This is a genomic window from Dorea formicigenerans (genome assembly GCF_025150245.1).
Lineage (GTDB): Bacteria > Bacillota > Clostridia > Lachnospirales > Lachnospiraceae > Dorea > Dorea formicigenerans.
Window position 1 is genome coordinate 1 of the sequence record NZ_CP102279.1, and the last position, 22,188, is coordinate 22,188.

Sequence of the window (22,188 nt, forward strand, 5' to 3'; positions counted from 1 at the left end):
ATGAACGAAGTGAAAGAAAAATGGCCTGAGATCATCGAACATTTACGAGTGGAACACGAGCTGCTGAATGTATCCTTTAATACGTGGATAAAGCCGCTGAAAGTTTACGATGTCATCGATGACACTGCTTATATTCTTGTGAACAAGGATTCCAGTGTTGAATACATCGATAAGAAGTACCGTCTCCCACTCATGGTATGTATTGCTGAGATTACAGGCAAAGAGTACGAGATACAGTTTGTATCGGAAGATGACGATAAACTGAATGAAATTCATAATGCATCTATTGATAACGGTCAAAAGAAAAAGACGAAGTCCTTAGCAGAGAAAGCAGGGCTGAATCCAAAATATACTTTTGATACTTTTGTTGTAGGCGGAAATAACAACTTCGCTCATGCAGCTTCACTGGCCGTTGCCGAATCTCCCGGTGAAGTGTACAACCCTCTCTTTTTATATGGAGGTGTTGGACTTGGAAAAACCCATTTGATGCATTCCATTGCACACTTCATTTTGGACAAGAATCCGAAGAAAAAAGTATTATATGTAACCAGTGAGACGTTCACCAACGAACTGATTGATGCCCTGAGGAATGGTAAAACAGCCGGTAATGAATCTGCCATGCTGAACTTCCGTGATAAATACAGGAACATTGATGTTCTGTTGATTGACGATATCCAGTTTATAATAGGTAAAGAAAGTACTCAGGAAGAGTTCTTCCATACTTTCAATCACCTTCATACACTTGGAAAACAGATCATAATCTCCAGTGATAAACCTCCGAAAGATATCGAGACACTGGAATCCAGACTCCGCACACGTTTTGAGTGGGGTCTCATTGCTGATATCTCATCTCCGGATTATGAGACACGTATGGCAATTCTCCAGAAGAAGATCGAACTGGATCATCTGGAAAAATATAACATTAAGAATGATGTACTGGATTATATTGCAGCCAACGTCAAATCTAACATCCGTGAGCTGGAAGGTTCTCTGAATAAACTCATTGCCCTCTATAAGCTCAACAACAATAATAATCCGATTGATATTGCTCTTGCAGCAGAAGCATTAAAAGATATTATTTCTTCTGATAATAGAAGAGAAGTTACTCCGGAACTGATACTTGATATCGTTGCGGATCATTTTGGTATCACCGTTGCTGACCTTAAAAGCAAAAAACGTGATTCGGAGATTGCCGTTCCACGTCAGATCTGTATGTATCTGATGCGTACTATGACCGATACTGCCCTGAAAGGAATTGGTGCAGTTCTTGGAGGTAAAGACCACTCTACTGTCAAATATGGAGTAGAAAAGATCGCCAAGGATATCGAATCAGATGAGATGATGGCGAATACAATCAATATAATAAAGAAGAAAATCAACCCGGCTTAGGATTTTCCATATAGTTATCCACAATTTATCCACATTATCCACATTTTTGGATACTTGTGTGGATAGTATGTGGACAGTGCGTGGAAAATCCTCCGATTTATTTGGATATGGTGTGGAGAAGTGCTTTTTTGTCCATTTTTCAAAAAAGCAACAAAAATGTTTTCCAAAGCAGTTCCACACATTTTCCAGTTTAATTACACAGACTTATCAAAGCGCGAAACGCCTGAGTTTACTGGGCGCGCAGGGGTTTTCCTCTTATCCACAGCCCCTAAGGCGAATAAGGCGGAAAAAATTTATTTATTTCTATATATGCGTAACGTGGGAAAGGAGTTTTACACATATGAAAATCGTATGTAACAAATCAGACCTTGTAAAAGGAGTTAATATTGTTTCTAAAGCTGTTCCTGGAAAAACAACAATGCCAATATTGGAATGTATCTTAATTGATGCCACTACTGACATTATTAAGTTGACTGCCAACGATATGGAACTTGGCATCCAGACAGAAATTGCAGGTGAGATCATTGATCGTGGTATGATTGCCATTGATGCAAAGATTTTTTCTGAAATTGTTAGAAAACTTCCGGATAATGAAGTTTCTATAGAAACTGATGACAGACTTCAGACAACTATTGTGTGTGAAAAAGCAAAATTTGATATTTCCGGAAAACCTGGCAATGAATTTGCTTATCTTCCAATTATTGAGAAGGATGATTCTATAGTAATTTCACAGTTTACTTTGAAAGAAGTCATTCGCCAGACTATCTTTTCTATTGCTGATACAGAAAGCAACAAATTAATGACCGGAGAATTATTTGAAATAAAAGATAATGTTTTAAGAGTTGCATCCTTGGATGGACATCGAATTTCTATCCGTAAAATTGAATTGAAAAATCCAGTAAGTGATTATAAGATGGTTGTACCTGGTAAAACTTTAATTGAAATTAGTAAAATTTTATCCGGAGAAGCTGAGAGTATGGTTGAAATTTCTTATACAAATAACCATATTGTGTTTGAATTTGACAATACAATCGTTGTTTCCAGACTTATCGAAGGCGATTATTTTAAAATTGATCAGATGCTGTCCAGTGATTACGATACAAAAGTAAGAATTAACAAAAAAGAATTCTTAAATTGTATCGACCGCGCAACACTTCTCATCAAAGAAGGAGATAAAAAACCGATCATCATTGACATCCAGGATGAAATGATGGAGTTAAAAATCAAATCTCAGATTGGATCCATGAATGAAGAGATTATGATTTCCAAGGATGGAAAAGATCTTCTGATCGGATTCAATCCGAAATTCCTGATTGATGCACTGCGTGTTATTGATGATGAAGAGGTTACACTTTATCTGATGAATGCAAAAGCACCTTGCTTCATCAAGGATGAGACAGAAAGCTATATTTATCTTATCCTTCCTGTAAACTTTAATGCAAATGTATAATAAGTGCATAATTATACGAAAACGCTAATATTATCCATAAAAATGCATGAATAATTATACATTTATTCATTTTTGATAAATATAAAGGAGCGACTATGGAAACAATCAAATTGCGTGATGAATTTATAAAGCTTGGGCAGGCATTAAAAGCAGCCGGTCTTGTTGAATCGGGCGTTGAGGCAAAAGAAGTCATCCAGGACGGACAGGTGTCTGTAAATGGAGAAATTGATACTCGCCGTGGAAGAAAATTATACGGCGGGGATGTTGTATCATTTGGCGGAGAAGAAATCAAAATTGAAGATTAAATCTTTGAAACTGAAAAATTTTAGAAACTACGAACTTTTGAATCTGGAATTTGACGACAGCACCAACATTTTCTACGGGGATAATGCCCAGGGAAAGACGAATATTCTGGAGGCTGTCTATCTGTCCGGGACGACGAAGTCCCACAGAGGGAGCAAAGACCGGGATATGATCCGGTTCGGGGCAGAGGAATCACACATTGAGGTGATTGTTGAAAAACGCGGGATTCAGGATCAGATTGACATGCATCTGAAGAAGAACCGGCCGAAAGGTGTTGCTATTAATAAGATTCCGATACGCAAAGCCGGAGAATTATTTGGCATTGTAAATCTCGTATTTTTTTCACCGGAAGATCTGAACATTATAAAAAATGGTCCGGCGGGAAGAAGAAAGTTCATAGATTTAGAGCTGTCACAGCTTGACAAAGTATATTTTAATCATTTATCCAACTACAGTCGGGTCGTAAATCAGAGAAATCATTTACTAAAAGACAGTGCATACCGGCAAGATGCAATGGAGACTCTGGACATCTGGGATCTCCAGCTTGTTCAGTATGGCAATGCAATCATTGCGAGGAGGAAACAATTTGTTGACGAAATGAACGAAATTGTTTCCGGAATACATAAGAAACTGACTGGCGGTAAGGAAGAAATCCGTCTGATCTACGAACCGAGTACGAAAAACATGTCTCTTGAGCAGGCTCTTGAGATGAACAGACAGCGAGATATCAGGATGAAGAGTACTTCGGTAGGGCCTCATCGAGACGACGTCTGTTTTATGGTCGGGAATCTGGACATCCGGAGATTCGGATCCCAGGGACAGCAAAGGACCGCAGCATTGTCATTGAAACTGGCAGAAATCGAGCTAGTGAAAAGAGTGACCGGAGACACACCGGTCCTGTTACTTGACGATGTGTTGTCTGAACTTGACAAACACAGGCAAAACTATTTATTAGACAGTATTCATGATATACAGACACTCATTACCTGTACAGGAGTGGATGAATTTGTAAATCATAGATTTGAAGTCAATAAAGTATTTCATGTCCAGAACGGACAAGTGATAAAGGAAAACTAGGAGGATTAGCATGGCTACAGAAAAGGTACAGCACGAATATGGCGCAGACGAAATTCAGATACTGGAAGGACTGGAAGCTGTAAGAAAGCGTCCGGGAATGTATATTGGAAGTACCTCATCAAGAGGTCTTCATCATCTGGTATATGAGATTGTTGATAATGCGGTTGATGAGGCGTTGGCAGGATTCTGTGATACCATTCACGTAACGATCAATCCGGATAATTCCGTTACTGTCACAGATAATGGACGTGGAATTCCGGTCGGAATCAACCATAAATCAGGACTTCCGGCAGTTGAAGTCGTATTTACGGTGCTTCATGCCGGAGGAAAATTCGGTGGTGGAGGATACAAGGTATCCGGAGGACTTCATGGAGTAGGTGCATCTGTTGTAAATGCGCTTTCTGTCTGGCTGGAAGTTGAAATCTGTCACGAAGGAAAAGTATACAGACAGCGCTATGAGCGAGGAAAAGTTGCAAAGAAGCTGGAAGTCATCGGAGAATGTGAGCCGGGAAAGACAGGAACAAAGGTCACATTCCTGCCGGATGGAGAGATTTTTGAGACAACAATCTTTGATTACAGCATTTTACAGCAGAGATTCCGTGAGATGGCATTTTTGACAAAGGGACTGAAGATCGTTCTTCGCGATGAAAGACCACAAGAGCCGATTGAGAAGACTTTCCACTACGAAGGTGGAATCAAAGAATTTGTTGAGTATCTGAACCGCAGTACGACTCCGCTTTACGAGCAGATCATTTACTGTGAGGGAATCGTCAACAATGTATCTGTTGAAGTTGCAATGCAGCACAATGATTCCTACAATGAGAACAGCTACGGATTTGTAAATAATATTACGACTCCGGAAGGCGGAACTCATATTGTCGGATTTAGAAATGCGTTAACAAAGACATTTAATGATTACGCAAGAAAGAATAAACTTTTAAAAGATAATGAGCCGAACCTGACAGGTGAGGATATCCGTGAGGGACTGACTGCAATTATCAGTGTCAAGATCGAGGATCCTCAATTCGAAGGTCAGACAAAGCAGAAACTTGGAAACAGTGAGGCAAGAGGAGCAGTTGATAATGTTGTCAGTGAACAGCTTCAGATTTTCCTGGAACAGAATCCGCAGGTCGCTAAAGTAACAGTTGAGAAGTCTGTGATGGCACAGCGTGCGAGAGAGGCTGCAAGAAAAGCGAGAGATCTGACAAGAAGGAAATCAGCCCTTGATGGTATGTCACTTCCTGGTAAGCTTGCAGACTGTTCTGACAAGAATCCGGAAAAATGCGAAATCTACATCGTAGAGGGAGACTCCGCCGGTGGTTCCGCAAAGACAGCCAGAGACCGTGCAACACAGGCCATCCTTCCACTTCGTGGTAAGATCCTCAATGTTGAGAAGGCAAGACTGGATCGAATTTATGGAAATGCGGAGATCAAAGCCATGATCACGGCATTTGGAACCGGAATCCATGAAGACTTTGATATCAGCAAATTACGTTATCACAAGATCATCATCATGACCGATGCCGACGTGGATGGAGCCCATATCAGTACACTGCTTCTGACATTTATGTACAGATTTATGCCAGATCTGATCAAAGAAGGATACGTGTATCTGGCACAGCCGCCACTTTATAAGCTCGAAAGAAATAAAAAAGTTTGGTATGCATACAGCGACGAAGAACTAGACAGCATTTTGCAGGAAGTTGGGCGTGATAACAATAATAAAATTCAGCGTTACAAAGGTCTTGGAGAGATGGATGCAGAGCAGCTTTGGGATACCACTATGGATCCGGAGCACCGCGTACTCCTTCGTGTCACAATGGATGATGAGACAGCAAGCGAGCTGGATCTCACATTTACAACACTGATGGGAGATAAGGTAGAGCCAAGACGTGAGTTCATCGAAGAAAATGCACAGTATGTACAGAATCTTGACATTTAAACCTGACATTTAAATATCAGCGAAATATTTTCGCTTTGCAGAAAGGAAAATAGATAAATGGAAGACAATATTTTTGATAAAGTCCATGAGGTTGACCTAAAGAAAACGATGGAGACCTCCTATATCGATTATGCCATGAGTGTTATTGCTTCCCGTGCGCTTCCAGATGTAAGAGACGGATTGAAACCTGTACAGAGAAGAATTCTTTACTCCATGATCGAGCTGAACAATGGACCGGATAAACCGCACAGAAAATCAGCCCGTATCGTCGGTGATACAATGGGTAAATATCATCCGCACGGTGACAGTTCTATTTACGGAGCATTGGTTAATATGGCTCAGGAATGGTCTACCAGATATCCGCTCGTTGACGGGCATGGAAACTTCGGTTCTGTGGACGGTGACGGAGCAGCGGCTATGCGTTACACAGAGGCAAGATTGAGTAAGATTTCCATGGAACTGACTGCTGATATCAACAAAGATACAGTAGACTTCATGCCAAACTTTGATGAGACGGAGAAAGAGCCGGTTGTACTTCCGGCAAGATTCCCGAACCTTCTGGTGAACGGTACATCCGGTATCGCCGTAGGTATGGCAACGAATATCCCTCCACACAATCTTCGTGAGGTTATTGACGCAGTAGTCAGAATTATCGATAACAAGATTGCAGATAAAGACGAGACAACAATGGAAGAAATCCTTGAGATCATCAAGGGACCAGACTTCCCGACCGGTGGAGAGATTCTTGGTACAAGAGGAATCGAGGAAGCATATCGAACAGGACGTGGTAAGATTCGTGTACGTGCCGTAACGAACATTGAGACGATGCCGAATGGAAAGAGCCGCATCATTGTTACAGAGCTTCCGTACATGGTCAATAAGGCCCGTCTGATCGAGAAAATCGCAGAGCTGGTACGTGACAAGAAGGTGGATGGAATCACAGACTTAAGTGATCAGTCCAGCCGTGAAGGTATGCGTATTGTTATTGAACTTCGTAAAGATGTCAATGCAAATGTATTGCTGAACCAGCTTTACAAACATACACAGCTTCAGGATACATTTGGCGTAATCATGCTGGCACTGGTCGGCAAACAGCCAAAAGTCATGAATATTTTAGAGCTTCTTGGATATTACCTGAAGCATCAGGAAGATGTTGTGACACGTCGTACAAAGTACGAACTGAACAAAGCAAAAGAAAGAGCGCATATCTTAAAAGGATTATTGATCGCGCTTGATAATATTGACGAAGTTATCCGAATCATCCGTGGTTCCAGTACGGTACAGGCTGCAAAAGCAGAACTCATGGAGAAATTCGAACTGGATGATGTTCAGGCTCAGGCTATCGTAGATATGCGTCTGCGTGCTCTGACAGGATTGGAAAGAGAGAAGCTTGAGAAAGAATATGCAGAACTTATGGCTCAGATTGAGAGACTGGAGGCAATTCTGGCAGACGAAAAATTACTTCTTGGAGTGATTCGTGAAGAAATCCTTGTCATTAAGGATAAATATGGTGATGACAGAAGAACATCCATCGGATTTGACGAGTATGACATTTCCATGGAGGATCTGATTCCGAAGGAGAATATTGTAATTACCATGACAAAGCTTGGTTACATCAAGCGTATGTCTGATGATACATTTAAGGCACAGAATCGTGGCGGTAAGGGAATTAAAGGTATGCAGACTCTGGATGAAGACTATGTGGAAGAGCTATTCATGACGAATACGCACCACTACATTATGTTCTTTACGAACACCGGACGTGTCTACAGACTGAAAGGTTACGAGATTCCGGAGGCAAGCCGCACATCAAGAGGAACTGCGATCATCAACCTGCTCCAGTTAATGCCAGGTGAGAAGATTACCGCAGTAATCCCGATTGATTACTACCGCGACCAGGATTATCTGATCATGGCAACGAAGAAAGGTCTTGTGAAGAAGACATCGCTTCGCGAGTACATGAATGTAAGAAAAACAGGACTTGCCGCAATTACACTACGTGATGAAGATGAACTGATCGAAGTAAAATTCACAGACAACAATCAGGAAATCATTCTTGCAACGAAGTATGGTCAGTGTATCCGCTTTAATGAGACCGACGTAAGAGCAACAGGACGTAACTCCATGGGAGTACGCGGAATCAACCTTGCAGACCGCGATGAAGTGATTGGAATGCAGCTTGTGACCCAGGGACATGACCTTTTGATCGTATCTGAAAAAGGTATGGGTAAACGTACAGACATCCATGAATTTACAGCACAGAACCGTGGCGGCAAAGGAGTGAAGTGTTACAAGATCACTGAAAAGACAGGAAATGTCATCGGAATCAAGGCAGTTGACGAAGACGATGAGATTATGATCATAAACACAGACGGAATCATCATCCGTATGCTGTGTTCCGGAATCTCCGTACTCGGAAGAATCACATCCGGAGTCAAACTCATCAACCTGAAAGATAAAGAGACCGTAGCAAGTATCGCAAAAGTCAGAGACGAAGAAAAAGAAGAAGCCAAAAAGAAAGAAATCTTCGGCGAAGATGGGGTTGAAGTAGACCAGATCGATGTAGAATCACTGGCGTTAGAAAGTGACGAAGAATAAAAATAATTCTATCTGAGAAAAGAAAACTTAATAAGACTATAAAAAAATCTGCAGCTGCAGGACATGAAAATCCGAGGCTGCAGATTTTTTTGTCTTGTATATCACTAAGGGACAGGGTAAAATGAAAAAAGAGATGAAAGGAGATCATTATGCGTTCAGTCGATGTAAGTATAGTTACGAGAAATATTAAAGAAATGTGTATTCAGGCGAATCATTTTCTGTCTGAGGATATGGATATAGCAATGAAAAATGCGGTGGAGACGGAGGAAGCACCGCTTGGAAAGCAGATTCTGACACAGCTTCAGGAGAATTTAAAGATTGCAGGAGAGGATATGATCCCAATCTGTCAGGATACTGGTATGGCGGTCGTGTTCATAGAAGTTGGTCAGGAGGTACACTTTGAAGGTGGAAGTCTTACGGATGCCATCAATGAGGGTGTGCGCCAGGGATATGTGGAAGGATATCTTAGAAAGTCTGTTGTAGGTGACCCGATCATCCGTGAGAATACGAAAGATAACACGCCGGCAGTTATTCACTATAACATTGTGCCGGGGGATAAAGTAAAGATTAAAGTTGCTCCGAAGGGATTTGGAAGCGAGAATATGAGCCGTGTCTTTATGCTGAAGCCTGCCGATGGGATTGAAGGTGTGAAGAATGCAATTCTGACAGCTGTTCAGGATGCGGGACCGAATGCCTGTCCGCCGATGGTAGTCGGTGTCGGAATTGGTGGTACCTTTGAAAAATGTGCTCTTATGGCAAAGGATGCCCTGACACGTGAAGTTGGCACACACTCAGACATCCAGTGGGTCAAGGATCTGGAAGAGGAGATGCTTGAGACGATCAACAAGCTTGGTATCGGACCTGGAGGTCTTGGAGGAACAACAACAGCTCTTGCGGTAAATGTTAATACATACCCGACTCACATTGCGGGACTTCCGGTAGGAATCAATATTTGCTGTCACGTCAACAGACACATTGTGAGGGAGGTATAGTCATGGAGAAGCATATAAAAGCACCAATCAGCAAAGAAGTATCCCGTAAGCTCAGAGCAGGAGATTATGTATACATTACAGGAACTATCTACACGGCGAGAGATGCCGCTCACAAGAGAATGGATGATGCTCTTAAAAATGGAGAAAATCTTCCGGTAGATATGGTTGGACAGACGATTTATTACATGGGACCATCTCCGGCGAGAGAAGGGCGTCCGATTGGTTCTGCAGGGCCGACAACTGCGAGCCGTATGGACCGTTATGCGCCGAAGCTTCTGGACCTTGGCCTCACAGCCATGATTGGAAAAGGTAAGAGAAGCAAGGAAGTACTGGATGCTGTCAAAAGAAACGGAAGTGTTTACTTCGCGGCAGTGGGAGGAGCAGGAGCGCTTCTTTCAAAATGTATTAAGACTTCTGAGGTCGTAGCTTATGATGATCTTGGAACGGAAGCTATCCGCAAGCTTTATGTGGAAGATTTCCCGGTGATTGTAGTCGCTGATTGCGAGGGCGGTTATCTGTACGAAAGTGCCATAAAGGAGTACAAGAAGATATGAAACGAATCATAATGATGGTTCTTCGGAACATTTTACTTGTTCCGTGGATGTGGGCAAAATTATGTTATCATGCATCCCACGTAGACAAATACACAGAAGAAGAACATTACCGGATGCTCCGGTTCATCACACACCGCGCTAATAAAGGTGGAAATGTGACCATAGATGCCCACGGGCTTGAGAATATCCCAGAAGAAAACGGCTTTATGTTCTTCCCAAATCATCAGGGACTTTACGATGTACTGGCACTTGTAGATGTCTGCCCGAAGCCATTTTCCGTAGTTGCCAAAAAAGAAGTGGAAAATGTGCCATTTTTAAAACAAGTTTTCAAATGTATGAAAGCATATATGATGGATCGGAATGATATCCGTCAGTCACTGCAGGTCATTGTAAATGTGACAAATGAGGTAAAGAACGGAAGAAATTATCTCATTTTCCCGGAAGGAACAAGATCTAAGATGGGAAATGAGATGCTGGAGTTTAAAGGCGGAAGCTTTAAAGCAGCAACGAAAGCAAAATGCCCGATCGTGCCGGTTGCACTGATCGATTCTTTCAAGCCATTTGACACTAACAGTATCGCACCGGTCACAGTGCAGGTACATTTCTTAAAACCGCTGTACTATGATGATTATAAAGACATGAAGACGAATGATATAGCGGAACTTGTAAGAAGTCAGATCCAGAAAACAATCCATGATTCCATTTAGCCTGTCGGAGTGTGTGGAGTTATGTTGGATACGAAGGTGATGTTGGAAATACATTAGAGCCAGTAGAGGACGATGAATTCCTGATATTTAATAACTATCACTTTATGACGATGAGCATGGATTATGCTCTTGCCACGATTACAGGAACTTATTCTTACACTGTAAAAGAGATTAATGAGCAGGGTGAAAATAACGTTAGCGATATTGAATATGATCCGTCTGTATATATCGTTACGGTAAATGTGGATGAAAACATGGATATGTCTATAACTTACACAAAAAATGGAACAAATGTGGATAACTCATCCGAGAGAATTTACATTCCAGTTATTTGATGAGAATAATAACTTGATTGATACTAAGAAAAATACAGACAATGGTTCTGCACTCTTTGATTCCATTATATTTGATGAAGTTGGAGATTATAATTACACAATTAAAGAATTGATTCCGTCAGATCCGGGATAAATTACTTATGATGACAGAGAAATCAAGGTCAATGTAAGTGTAACAAAGGATGATACAACAGGAAATCTTGAGGCGGCCATTACTTATCTTGAAGATAATGCACCGACAGAAGAGCCGACATTTGTAAATACATATAATCCAATCAGCATACGCGTACAGAAGACTTCTAAAGAAGGCAGTAAAGATCCGCTTAAGGGAGCAACTTATGCACTGTATAAAGTACTTAGTGGTGAAGGCCGCGACATTCTGATAGGCACACAGATATCAGATGAAAATGGTTATATGACATTTGAATACGAAAGAAAATCATAATCAAAAATTTGTGGATGTAGTAAAAACTGTGAAAACAGGAGATACAGCCCAGATTGGATTATTTGCAATTCTTTCTATTGCAGCAATTGTAGTTGTGATTATCGTACTTCGCAGAAGAAAAAATTCATAAAGTAAATGATTGAAGGGGCTGTGAAAAAAGAATAGTCCCCCAAAAAGAAAGACCAAGAGTTTATAATGAACTCTTGGTCTTTCTTTCTGTTATGGGCTTTAGCCTGTTGAGTGAGATGGAGTTTTTCGTTGTTCCGAAAAATGGAATTTCACTCAACATTTAACCACCCGCTATTGATATGCCCCTTGTCAAGTAGACAGGTAAAATATCATGGACGGGTGGTCCTGATTATAATTAACTTGTGAAAAAAATTAATAACATAATCTATTCTAACCCAAAACAGGCAGTTTTGCCAATGCTAATTCAAGATTATTTGGACATCTGTGATCCAGTGCTGACTTTTGACAGATTTATGGGAGAAATCGAACTGGAGAATCAGTGTAAAGTTAATCTCCGCTTCATATATCTTATGGATCATCAAGCACCTTCTTACCGTACTTTCGGCTACTTCATCAAAGAAGTACTTGCTGATTCCATTGAAGAAATATTTTAAAATATATTGCTTGAAGTATTTCTCGTTTCTATCGGACACAATCTTTATAAATATCGCAACAAACAGAAAAAAGTTGCAACTGCCGCATAGAATTTCATAATAGCATTCATATGGGGAAGGGGAACTATATCTTTTTTGCGATTCGTCACGTTAAAGTGATAAAATACTATATGGTAAAAACAAAATATAGTGATTTTATAATAACTTTATAGTAATATAGTTGCGCAGAGATATCAAAGTAATGTATACTAAGAAAAATCAAGGCGGTCAGATGGAAAGAGAGAAGAAATCATGGACATTATAGAAAGTATCAAAAAGAGAAGCACAGAGCTTACAAGAAAACAGTACATGGTTGCAAAGTATATGATTGATCATCCGGACGAGATGGCATATATTACATTGAAAGAGTTGAGTCGGGACATTGGAGTAACGGAGATTACGATACTCAATACATGTGCATCACTTGGCTATGAAAGTTTTACCCAGATTAAATATGAATTTCGCAAGGATATAATTCAGAAACAAAAGACGGATGTTCTGGACGATAGCAGTGTCTATACAGAGAAAGTTCCCAAATATGAACATGATAACCGGGAAAAGGTTCTGGCAGAGATTGGAGATGAAGAGGTCAAAGCTATTACGGATTACTGGAAAAATATTGATTTAAAAAAATATTTTGAAGCGGCAGATTTGATTTTGAACAGTAAGCAGATTTTTATCTGTGGAAGAGGCATTTCCTGGACGATGGCGGAATATATGAAAAATAGACTCTCTTCTTGTGAGGTCCTTGGAATTACTGCAAATACAGAATTGAATGATGATGTTTATGGAATGTTGACTTCACTGACAGAAGAATCTCTGCTCATACCGATTTCATTTCCGGATTACTACTTTATGACAACGAAAGTGACTGAGCGGGCAAGAATGCAGAATGCAAAAATACTGGCAATTACTGACCGTCTGGACACAGCAGTGGCGCAGTGCGCAGACTTGACATTGACAGCTCCGACTATGACGCGTGTTTTTCTGAATACATTGACATCACCGATGCTTATGCTGAATTTATTGACCTCCGCTATAAAATTAAAGCAGGGCAAGACAGAACTTAATGAGAATTAGCGTGCAAAAAAGAATTAAAGAACAATAACGGATTAGTAAAATAGACTGAAAATAAAGTGAGAATAAAGTGAAGATATAAGAAAAGTGGTGCAATATTACTGAAAATGTAGTATAGCACCACTTTTTATTAAAAAAAGATAGACCGAAATTAAAGTATTTGATATAATATAGACAAATATTATAGATGCAACGGAAAAAGGAGGGCTAATCTATGAAAAAGAAAATCATAAGTGCACTTCTCGCAGCTGTTATGGTATTTTCCTTGACAGCCTGTGGTGGTGGAAGTGACAAAAAGTCAGCAGACGGAACGTATTACAACACGTATCTGGACACAGATCCGACAACGATGGATCCGGTCAAAGGTAATGATACTTACAGTATGGGAATCCTGAGAAATATTATGGAGCCTTTGACACGTATGGAAGAAGATGGAGATAAGCAGGAACGTAAAGGTGCCGGAGCAGAATCATGGGAATCTAATGATGACGGTACCGTCTGGACATTCCATCTTCGTGATAATAAGTGGTCTGATGGCGAGCCGGTTACAGCAGATGATTACGTATACGGAATGAAGCAGACACTTGACCCGGAAGCTGGTTCACCAAATGCATTTTACATTACATGTATTAAGAACGGTGAAGCAATCTACAATGGAGAAAAAGATGTGTCTGAACTTGGCGTAAAAGCAGTCGATGATAAAACACTTGAGATTACATTAGAGTACTCGGTACCATATTTCCTTTCTCTGACAGATACAAGAGCGATGTATCCGGTTCGTGAAGATCTGGTAGAAAAATACGGAGAGAGCTATGGCGCAAATGTAGAATCTATGGTCGGATGTGGACCATTCAAGATGACAAGCTGGAAACGTAATTCTAAAATCGAATTAGAGAAAAATGAAAATTACTGGGATAAAGATTCTGTAAAATTAGATAAAGTAAATTATCAGATTGTATCAGACCAGACAGCAAGATTCAACTCCTTCGACAGTGGATCTCTGGATTATATTGCATGTGCTGATAAAGAGTGGATCGGAAGATTTGATAAGAAAGACAAAGTTGATGTTGTTGAAGCACCAATCCCAACAGTAAGATACGATTTCTTTAACTGCCAGGACAAAATATTCAGCAATGTAAACATCAGAAAAGCTTTCACAATGGCAGTAAACCGTGAAGATATGTGTTCTGTTATTTACAATGATATCCACAAACCATTATACGGCTGGGTTCCATATTCTACATCAACGGGTGAACTTGGAGAGTATCGTGATCAGGTAGAAGAGCCATTAAAATCTATTACAGAAGATCCAAAAGAGTTACTTCTTAAAGGTATGCAGGAATTAGGACTCGGAAGTGATCCATCTACATTAAATATTACATACACATTAAGTGCTACAACTGAGTGGACAAGAACTTATGCAGCATATTGTCAGCAGATGTGGGAGAAAATTCTTGGAGTAAAAGTTGAGCTTGACTTCAATGAGTGGGGAACATTCCAGAGTAAGACGAATAATGGTGAATTCCAGATTGCTATGATGACCTGGTCTATCGACTATGATGATCCAATGGCTATGATGGAAGTATTTGCCGGTGGTTCTAACATGGTTCCTGTATTCTGGCAGAATGATCAGTATGACAGTCTTGTTGCTCAGGCAAGAAAAGAGATGGATGAAAAGACAAGAGTTGACCTTTACAAACAGGCAGAAAATATTCTTCTGGCAGATGACTGTGTTGTCAGCCCGAACGTAAATGAATATACACATTCTTATTATTATCAGTATGTGAAGAATTACAATAAACTGGCAAGTTCAACAAGTGGACTGAAATATGTAGATACAAGTGCAAGATAGTAAAAGATAAGAATTTTTCCGCCGCTTAATCTAAGAGCGGCGGTATTTTTAACAGGAGCGGATAATATGAAAAAATTTCTTGTAAAAAGAATCGGTTATATGATTGTTACTCTCGTAATCATCATTACAGCCACATTTTATATGATGCACAGTATTCCGGGAGATCCGCTTGCCCACATGGCAAGAAATCTTCCTGAGCAGACAAAAGCAAATTATTATGCAAAATATGGACTGGACAAATCCACAACGGAACAATATGGAATTTTTATGAAGAATCTGATTACGAAAGGTGATCTTGGTGAGTCTTTAAAATATCCTGGAACTTATATAACAGACACACTTCTTGAAAATTCCAAAGTTTCAGCAACTCCGGGAGGACTGGCGCTGATTGTTGGAGTATTTTTAGGTATTATTCTTGGAATTGTGGCCGCACTTCATAAAAATAAGTGGCCTGATTACATAGTCATGTTCATAGCAATACTGGGTATTACGGTTCCAGTCTTCGTACTGGCATCACTTCTTCAGTTTGTATTCTGTGTACAACTCGGAGTGTTGCCAACAACAGGATGGGGAAGCTGGCAGAATGTGGTGCTTCCGACCGTTGTATTGAGTTTTGGCACGATTGCCACTTATGCTCGTTATGTAAAGTCCAATATGCTGGATGTTATGAATCAAGATTATATTCTGACAGCGGAAGCAAAGGGTGTCAGCAGATTCAATGTGATCCGCAAACATGTTATGAAAAATGCATTTCTCCCATGTATGACACTTCTCGTAGGCCAGATATCCGGAATCTTTACAGGTTCTTTCGTTGTAGAAAAAATATTTGGAATACCAGGACTTGGATTTTATTACATCAATTCAATTAATGACCGAGATTACACGATGATTATCGGAACCACTGTATTTGCAGCATTTTTATTTGTATTTGTACAGTTGATCGTAGATATTGCATATACAGTTCTGGATCCTAGAATCCGGGTTGATTAGGAGGAAGATACATGATGGAAAACCAGAATACATTTGATATGACAGAAAATATCCCAGATGAAATGTTTGAAATCATCGGACTTGAGAAAGATGAAGAGGTTCCTGCTCGTCCGAGAATCGGATACTGGGCCGATGCATGGAGAAGATTTAAAGAAAATAAAGTAGCGCTTCTGGCAGGTATTATCCTTCTTGTTCTTATATTTTTCATTATATTCGGACCGGCCATCAGTGGGTATGGATATGAGAAAATTGATTCGGGTGCAATCAATCAGGGACCAAGTGCAGCACATTGGTTCGGAACAGATGACCTTGGACGTGATCTGTTTGCCAGAGTATGGCAGGCGGGACGTGTCTCTCTTTTGATTGGTATTACAGGAGCGCTTGTAGCCAGTTTGATCGGAAGTATCTATGGAGGTATCGCAGCATATTTTGGAGGAATTGTGGACGATATCATGATGCGTATTGTAGAGGTTCTTTTAAGTATTCCATATCTTTTGATTGTTATCCTGATTTCTGTAGTGACGGACAGCAAGAGTCTTGGAACGATGCTGATTGCCTTGACACTGACAGGATGGTGTGGAATTGCCAGACTGGTGCGTGGACAGATGCTTCAGCTGAAATCACAGGAATTTGTCCTTGCAGCAAATGCACTCGGTGTATCGCCGATGAAAATTATTATGAAACATATGATTCCAAATACACTCGGTATGATTATCGTAGCTATTACATTTGATATTCCAGGATACATTTTCTCAGAGGCGTTCTTAAGTTATGTAGGACTTGGAATCCAGCCGCCACAGACAAGCTGGGGAGCTCTTGCATCTGCCGCTCAGCAGAACTTTATGTTCTATCCAACACAGCTTTTGTTCCCGGCAATTATGATTGCCCTTACAATGCTGAGCTTTACTTTGCTTGGTGACGGACTTCGTGACGCATTAGATCCGAAACTTAGAAAATAGTCTGGAGGTAGATGAAGATGGAAAATGAAAAAGTATTAGAAGTAGATAATCTGCATGTTTCTTTTCAGACTTATGCAGGAGAAGTAAAAGCTGTCCGTGGTGTCAGCTTTGAATTAAAAAAAGGTGAGACGCTTGCGTTCGTAGGAGAGTCAGGATGTGGAAAGACCGTAACGGCCAAAGCTGTCATGCGTCTTTTAAAACCGCCATTCGCAGAGATTAAACCGGAGTCGAAGATTGTCTGTAATGGAAAAGATGTCATGAAAATGACGGACAAAGAATTATATAAGTTTCGCGGAGACGAAATCAGTATGATTTTTCAGGATCCAATGACCTCACTGAATCCTACGATGACCATTGGTAAGCAGATTATGGAAAGTCTGATCATTCATCGTGACATGAATAAGGCAGAGGCAAGAAAAGAAGCTATCCGTATGCTTGAGATGGTCAAGATTCCAAGCCCGGAATCTCGAATTGATAATTATCCGCATGAATTATCCGGTGGTATGAGACAACGTGTTATGATTGCCATTGCACTTGCATGTAATCCGAAAATTCTGATTGCAGATGAACCAACAACTGCGCTTGATGTAACAATCCAGGCACAGATTATGGATTTGATGCGCGAATTAAAAGAAAAATCTAATACAGCTATTATTCTGGTAACACATGACCTTGGTGTTGTGGCTAATTTTGCGGATCGTATTCAGGTTATGTATGCAGGCCAGGTCGTAGAGAGAGGAACTGCCCGTGAGATTTTCTATGAAAGCAAACATCCGTATACATGGGCGCTTTTAAGTTCCGTGCCAAAGGTTACCAATGAATCAAAAGAAGAATTATATGCGTTAAAGGGAACACCTCCGGATCTCCTGCTTCCATTACATGAATGCCCATTTGCATCCAGATGTGAGTACTGCATGGGAATCTGTAAAGAGAAAAATCCAATGGAGACATCCTTAAGTGATACACATAAGGTGTCATGCTGGCTGCAGCATCCAAAAGCACCGAAGGTAAAATCCTTCTATGATAAGGAGGCAAAATAATGGATCAGAATAATTATATCTTTGAAGTAGAAGACCTTTGTAAATATTTTCCGGCAGGAAAGAAAAAGGTCGTAAAGGCTGTAGACGGAATTAATCTGAAGATTCGAAAAGGCGAGACGATTGGTCTTGTTGGAGAATCTGGTTGTGGAAAGACAACTTGCGGAAGAACGATTATCAAGTTGTATGAGCCGACAAAGGGAAAGATTCTTTTTGAAGGAAAAGATGTATCCAAACTTCATGGAAAGGAACTGTTATCTTTCAAAAAGGATGTTCAGGTCATATTCCAGGATCCGTATGCATCTCTGGACCCACGTATGACAATCGGAGAGATTATTAGTGAAGGAATGCATGTACATTTGAAACTTTCTCAGAAAGAAATGGATGAAAGAGTCGCAGATCTGTTAAATAAAGTAGGTTTAAATGCTGAATATGCCAACCGTTTTGCTCATGAATTATCCGGTGGTCAGAGACAGCGTGTCGGTATTGCCCGCGCGCTGGCGGTAGAACCGAAGTTTATTATGTGTGATGAGCCAATCTCTGCGCTGGATGTTTCTATTCAGGCACAGGTCGTCAATCTTCTGATCAAATTGCAGAGAGAGATGGGACTGACTTATCTGTTCATTTCCCATGACCTGTCCATGGTGAAACACATTTCCGACCGTGTCGGAGTTATGTATCTTGGATCCTTCGTGGAGCTGGCAAGCAATGAAGTGCTGTATTCATCTCCGAAGCATCCGTATACACAGGCGTTGATCTCAGCAATCCCGGAAGCAGATCCTGATTATGAGAGCCAGAAGGAAAAGACGAAACTGGAAGGTGAGGTTCCAAGTCCATTGAATCCACCATCTGGATGTAAATTCCGTACCAGGTGTAAATATGCGACCGAGCGGTGTGCGCAGGAGCCCCCAGTGTTCAGAGAGGTAGAGCCGGAGCATTTTGTGGCGTGCCATCTGTTTGATAAAGCCGGAGAAAAATAAGATTTTGATTCACAATTTTTAAATTTATTTTGAACAGACCATGTCTAAAAGGTCTGAATGTAACATGTTAAGGAGGAAAAGACATGCTCAGTCAGAATATGACAGATAAAATCATAGACTACATCATGTCTCATGGAGGGGATTTTGCAGAAGTGTTCGCAGAGCATACACGACGGAATCAGCTTGCCATGACAGGTGGAAATATGTCAGAGGCACTGGCAGGAATTGAATCGGGAGTAGGAATCCGTATATTTTCCGGCGACCAGTGTGCATATTTCTACACAGAAGATGAGAGGGAAGAGAATCTTTTCCGTCTGTTAAAAGAAAACTGGAAGGCAGGGGAACCAGTCAGACCGGACTGGGAGAAGCTGTCTGCAGATCAGAAAATATATGACAGCACGACAGAATATTTCCAAAGTGCTTCTGTCAAAGATAAGATGAAACTTATGGAAAAATGCGACAAAGCAGGACGTGCATATAGTAGTCAGATTTCGCAGATGTATCTGAAATATTTGGATATGGATCAGCATGTGCAGATTGCCAATTCGGAAGGTTGCTACATGGAAGACCACCGCATGAAGACAAGACTCTTTATTGAGGCGGTTGTCCGTGACGACCAGGACGTGCAGCGGAGTTATTATGGACCTGGGGCAATGGGAGGTTATGAGTTCTTGAAACAGATAAATGTAGAAGAGTGTGCCAGAAAGGTCGCACAGAACGCCATCCGCTGTCTGGGAGCCAGAGCTTGCCCGACAGGAAGAATGCCAGTCATTATTGCTAATGGATTCGGAGGATTATTCTTCCATGAGGCCTGCGGTCATTCTCTGGAAGCGACTTCTGTTTCTGACAATGGAAGTGAATTTTCAGGAAAATTAGGTACAAAAGTCGCTTCTGAGAAAGTGACACTAATTGATGACGGAAGTATTCGTGATGGCTGGGGATCTGGCTATATCGATGATGAAGGTGAATTGACAAGAAAAAATGTGCTGATTAAAGATGGAATCCTAAAGAATTATTTGGTGGACCGCTTGAATGGAAAGAAACTTGGTCTGTCTGCAAATGGAAGCAGTCGCCGCGAGAGCTATCGGTTTGCGCCGGTGGCAAGAATGAGCAACACTTATATTGCACCGGGCAGTGATGACGTAGAGAAAATGATTGCGTCTGTAGACCGTGGAATCTATGTAAAGAGTATCAATGCAGGTTCGGTCAACAGTATTACCGGCGAGTTCAACTTTAATACGGGAGAAACATTTCTGATTGAACACGGAGAGATTACGGTGCCGGTTCACAGTGCCACTCTGATTGGAACAGGAGGGGATATCCTTCAGAAAGTCGAGCAGGTAGGAAAGGATTATGAGCTTGGTCAGGGGTTCTGCTATGCAGGAAGCGGAGCTATCTATATTGGGGCGGGACAGCCTACCGTAAAAGTATCAGAGATGACAGTGGGAGGAGACGAGATATGTTAGATTGCAGAGAGCAAAAAACAATAGAAAAGCTGTCTGAGGAGCTTGAAAAAGCTGGCTATACTCATATTTCTTTCCAGGTCGTTCATACGAAGTCAAGAACAACAAGTGTACGTGGTCACAAGTCTGTAAAAAAACAGGACAGCGAGGATGCAGTCTATGTAATCGAGGCTGCTCATGACGGAAAAAAAGGAAAGTCTTACTGGACAGCTCTTCCGGGAGCAGAAGATTTAATTACAATGCTGAGAGAGAATATGGAATCTCTGGGTGAAAAATATGAAGAAGATGTGGATAATTCTGAGAATTCAAAAGAAGCATGTGGAGAGGATGAAATAGTGCAGTTCATGTGGGAGAACCATGAGACTGTGATGAAAAAGCTTGCAGAGGCAAAGGAAGAAGCTTATCAGGTCCCGAATATAGACCTTGTGGATTATCTTGGATATGAGCAATATTTGGAAGAGATTTATGTATTGGGACCGGGAGATAAGAGGTTCATGGATGCTACAGGATACCACAGTCTCCGTGCAGATTTAAAGGCGGAGAAGGATGGACAGGCATCTTATGCCAGAGGATGCTGTTATGTGAGTGAGTTGGCAGATGACAGTGCAAAGAAGCTGGCGTGTGAGACAGCTAAAGAAGCCAGAGCCGGCCTTGGTGCAGAACCGATTGCGTCAGGGCAGTATCCGGTCATTTTGAAAAACTCCGTGATGGCAGAATTACTGGAAGCGTATATTCCGGCATTTTATGCAGACCGGATTAAAAATGAAAGAAGTGCGCTTGCAGGACATGAGGGTGATAAGATTGCATCTGCAAATGTTTCATTAAAAGAGGTGCCAGATTTGAAAGAGGGCAGAGTATGCCGTAGAATTGATGATGAAGGAATACCTGTGAAAGAAAAATACCTGATAAAAGAAGGAACATTTAAAACACAACTTGTAAATAAAGAACTTGCGAAAAAATTAAAAATCGAACCTACAGGAAATGGTTTTAAACAATCGCCAAAATCTGATGTGGAAATTGGGATTACAAATGTTATTTTGCAATCTGAATGTGATCTGGGTGAGAAAACAGAATCCTCAATTTTGGACTTGAAGAAAAAAATGTGTCATGGTATCCTTGTAACCGATGTAGATGGTGTATTTGCAGGAATTAATGTAATGACGGGGACATTTTCATTAATTGTAAAAGGAAGAAAGATTGAGAATGGCCAGGAAACAGATGCATTTTGTCAGGTGACGATTGCAGGTAATTTCTTTGACATGCTTGGTCAGATTCAGGGAATCGCAAATGATTACATATCTACATATCCGGATTGCGCAAGTGTAATTGCTCCATCAGTGTATGTAGGAGAATTGGCAGTATCCGGAATATAAGTA

Annotated in this window: 19 protein-coding genes and 3 pseudogenes; 21 read left to right on the forward strand and 1 reads right to left on the reverse strand. The window is 40.9% G+C overall.

Annotated elements, in window-relative coordinates; all coding sequences use genetic code 11:
* The 14 genes and pseudogenes from dnaA to NQ560_RS00070 all read left to right on the forward strand — a co-directional run bounded on the left by dnaA (nt 1) and on the right by NQ560_RS00070 (nt 13,534).
* The gene (dnaA, locus tag NQ560_RS00005) at nt 1-1,389 is read left to right on the forward strand and encodes a chromosomal replication initiator protein DnaA (protein WP_005334678.1); all 1,389 of its coding nucleotides are present in this window, start codon (nt 1-3) and stop codon (nt 1,387-1,389) included.
* Nucleotides 1,390-1,729: 340 nt separating this feature from the next.
* Entirely contained in the window at nt 1,730-2,839 is a 1,110-nt protein-coding gene (dnaN, locus tag NQ560_RS00010; protein ID WP_005334676.1) for a DNA polymerase III subunit beta, read from the forward strand.
* Nucleotides 2,840-2,934: 95 nt separating this feature from the next.
* Complete coding sequence (locus NQ560_RS00015) at nt 2,935-3,144, forward strand: RNA-binding S4 domain-containing protein (RefSeq protein ID WP_005334675.1); 210 nt, start codon at nt 2,935-2,937, stop codon at nt 3,142-3,144.
* Complete coding sequence (gene recF / locus NQ560_RS00020) at nt 3,134-4,219, forward strand: DNA replication/repair protein RecF (protein WP_005334674.1); 1,086 nt, start codon at nt 3,134-3,136, stop codon at nt 4,217-4,219. Before NQ560_RS00015 ends, recF begins: the two co-directional genes overlap by 11 nt.
* Before the next feature lie 10 nt (nt 4,220-4,229).
* The gene (gene gyrB / locus NQ560_RS00025; protein ID WP_005334672.1) at nt 4,230-6,161 is read left to right on the forward strand and encodes a DNA topoisomerase (ATP-hydrolyzing) subunit B; all 1,932 of its coding nucleotides are present in this window, start codon (nt 4,230-4,232) and stop codon (nt 6,159-6,161) included.
* A gap of 57 nt (nt 6,162-6,218) precedes the next feature.
* Nucleotides 6,219-8,759, forward strand: coding sequence for a DNA gyrase subunit A (gene gyrA / locus NQ560_RS00030; protein WP_005334671.1), 2,541 nt, complete (start codon nt 6,219-6,221; stop codon nt 8,757-8,759).
* Nucleotides 8,760-8,908: 149 nt separating this feature from the next.
* Nucleotides 8,909-9,751 (forward strand): fumarate hydratase, encoded by an 843-nt coding sequence (locus NQ560_RS00035; protein WP_005334670.1) that lies wholly within the window; start codon nt 8,909-8,911, stop codon nt 9,749-9,751.
* A gap of 2 nt (nt 9,752-9,753) precedes the next feature.
* Complete coding sequence (locus NQ560_RS00040) at nt 9,754-10,305, forward strand: Fe-S-containing hydro-lyase (protein WP_005334669.1); 552 nt, start codon at nt 9,754-9,756, stop codon at nt 10,303-10,305.
* Nucleotides 10,302-11,012: a lysophospholipid acyltransferase family protein gene (locus NQ560_RS00045; RefSeq protein WP_005334668.1), complete on the forward strand. Its 711-nt coding sequence runs from the start codon at nt 10,302-10,304 to the stop codon at nt 11,010-11,012. Before NQ560_RS00040 ends, NQ560_RS00045 begins: the two co-directional genes overlap by 4 nt.
* 11 nt (nt 11,013-11,023) lie before the next feature.
* The gene (locus NQ560_RS00050; protein WP_005334667.1) at nt 11,024-11,347 is read left to right on the forward strand and encodes a Spy0128 family protein; all 324 of its coding nucleotides are present in this window, start codon (nt 11,024-11,026) and stop codon (nt 11,345-11,347) included.
* Nucleotides 11,304-11,792: pseudogene (locus NQ560_RS00055) on the forward strand (Spy0128 family protein). Before NQ560_RS00050 ends, NQ560_RS00055 begins: the two are co-directional and overlap by 44 nt.
* Nucleotides 11,770-11,922 (forward strand): sortase B protein-sorting domain-containing protein, encoded by a 153-nt coding sequence (locus NQ560_RS00060; RefSeq protein ID WP_005334665.1) that lies wholly within the window; start codon nt 11,770-11,772, stop codon nt 11,920-11,922. The pseudogene NQ560_RS00055 and the gene NQ560_RS00060 overlap by 23 nt, the downstream one beginning before the upstream one ends.
* A 295-nt stretch (nt 11,923-12,217) precedes the next feature.
* Nucleotides 12,218-12,412 (forward strand): annotated as a pseudogene (locus NQ560_RS00065) (hypothetical protein); the annotation flags it as partial.
* 294 nt (nt 12,413-12,706) lie between these two features.
* Complete coding sequence (locus tag NQ560_RS00070) at nt 12,707-13,534, forward strand: MurR/RpiR family transcriptional regulator (RefSeq protein ID WP_005334661.1); 828 nt, start codon at nt 12,707-12,709, stop codon at nt 13,532-13,534.
* A gap of 178 nt (nt 13,535-13,712) precedes the next feature.
* On the opposite strand, the pseudogene NQ560_RS15830 reads toward NQ560_RS00070, so the two are convergent.
* Nucleotides 13,713-13,787: pseudogene (locus NQ560_RS15830) on the reverse strand (hypothetical protein); the annotation flags it as partial.
* On the opposite strand from NQ560_RS15830, the gene NQ560_RS00075 reads away from it, so the two are divergent.
* From NQ560_RS00075 to NQ560_RS00105, 7 genes are all read left to right on the forward strand, one after another.
* Nucleotides 13,785-15,383, forward strand: a complete 1,599-nt coding sequence (locus tag NQ560_RS00075; RefSeq protein WP_373130730.1) for a peptide ABC transporter substrate-binding protein — start codon at nt 13,785-13,787, stop codon at nt 15,381-15,383. The pseudogene NQ560_RS15830 and the gene NQ560_RS00075 sit on opposite strands and share 3 nt — an antisense overlap.
* A 66-nt stretch (nt 15,384-15,449) precedes the next feature.
* A complete protein-coding gene (locus tag NQ560_RS00080) occupies nt 15,450-16,373 on the forward strand; it encodes an ABC transporter permease (protein ID WP_005334658.1) in 924 nt (307 codons plus the stop codon).
* Between the two features lie 11 nt (nt 16,374-16,384).
* On the forward strand, nt 16,385-17,332 hold the full coding sequence (locus tag NQ560_RS00085) for an ABC transporter permease (RefSeq protein WP_005334655.1): 948 nt from the start codon (nt 16,385-16,387) through the stop codon (nt 17,330-17,332).
* A gap of 17 nt (nt 17,333-17,349) precedes the next feature.
* Entirely contained in the window at nt 17,350-18,372 is a 1,023-nt protein-coding gene (locus NQ560_RS00090; RefSeq protein ID WP_040015604.1) for an ABC transporter ATP-binding protein, read from the forward strand.
* On the forward strand, nt 18,372-19,349 hold the full coding sequence (locus NQ560_RS00095; protein WP_005334650.1) for an ABC transporter ATP-binding protein: 978 nt from the start codon (nt 18,372-18,374) through the stop codon (nt 19,347-19,349). Before NQ560_RS00090 ends, NQ560_RS00095 begins: the two co-directional genes overlap by 1 nt.
* An 83-nt stretch (nt 19,350-19,432) precedes the next feature.
* A complete protein-coding gene (locus NQ560_RS00100) occupies nt 19,433-20,815 on the forward strand; it encodes a TldD/PmbA family protein (RefSeq protein WP_005334648.1) in 1,383 nt (460 codons plus the stop codon).
* Complete coding sequence (locus NQ560_RS00105) at nt 20,809-22,185, forward strand: metallopeptidase TldD-related protein (RefSeq protein ID WP_005334646.1); 1,377 nt, start codon at nt 20,809-20,811, stop codon at nt 22,183-22,185. Before NQ560_RS00100 ends, NQ560_RS00105 begins: the two co-directional genes overlap by 7 nt.
* The last annotated feature ends 3 nt before the right edge of the window (nt 22,186-22,188 follow it).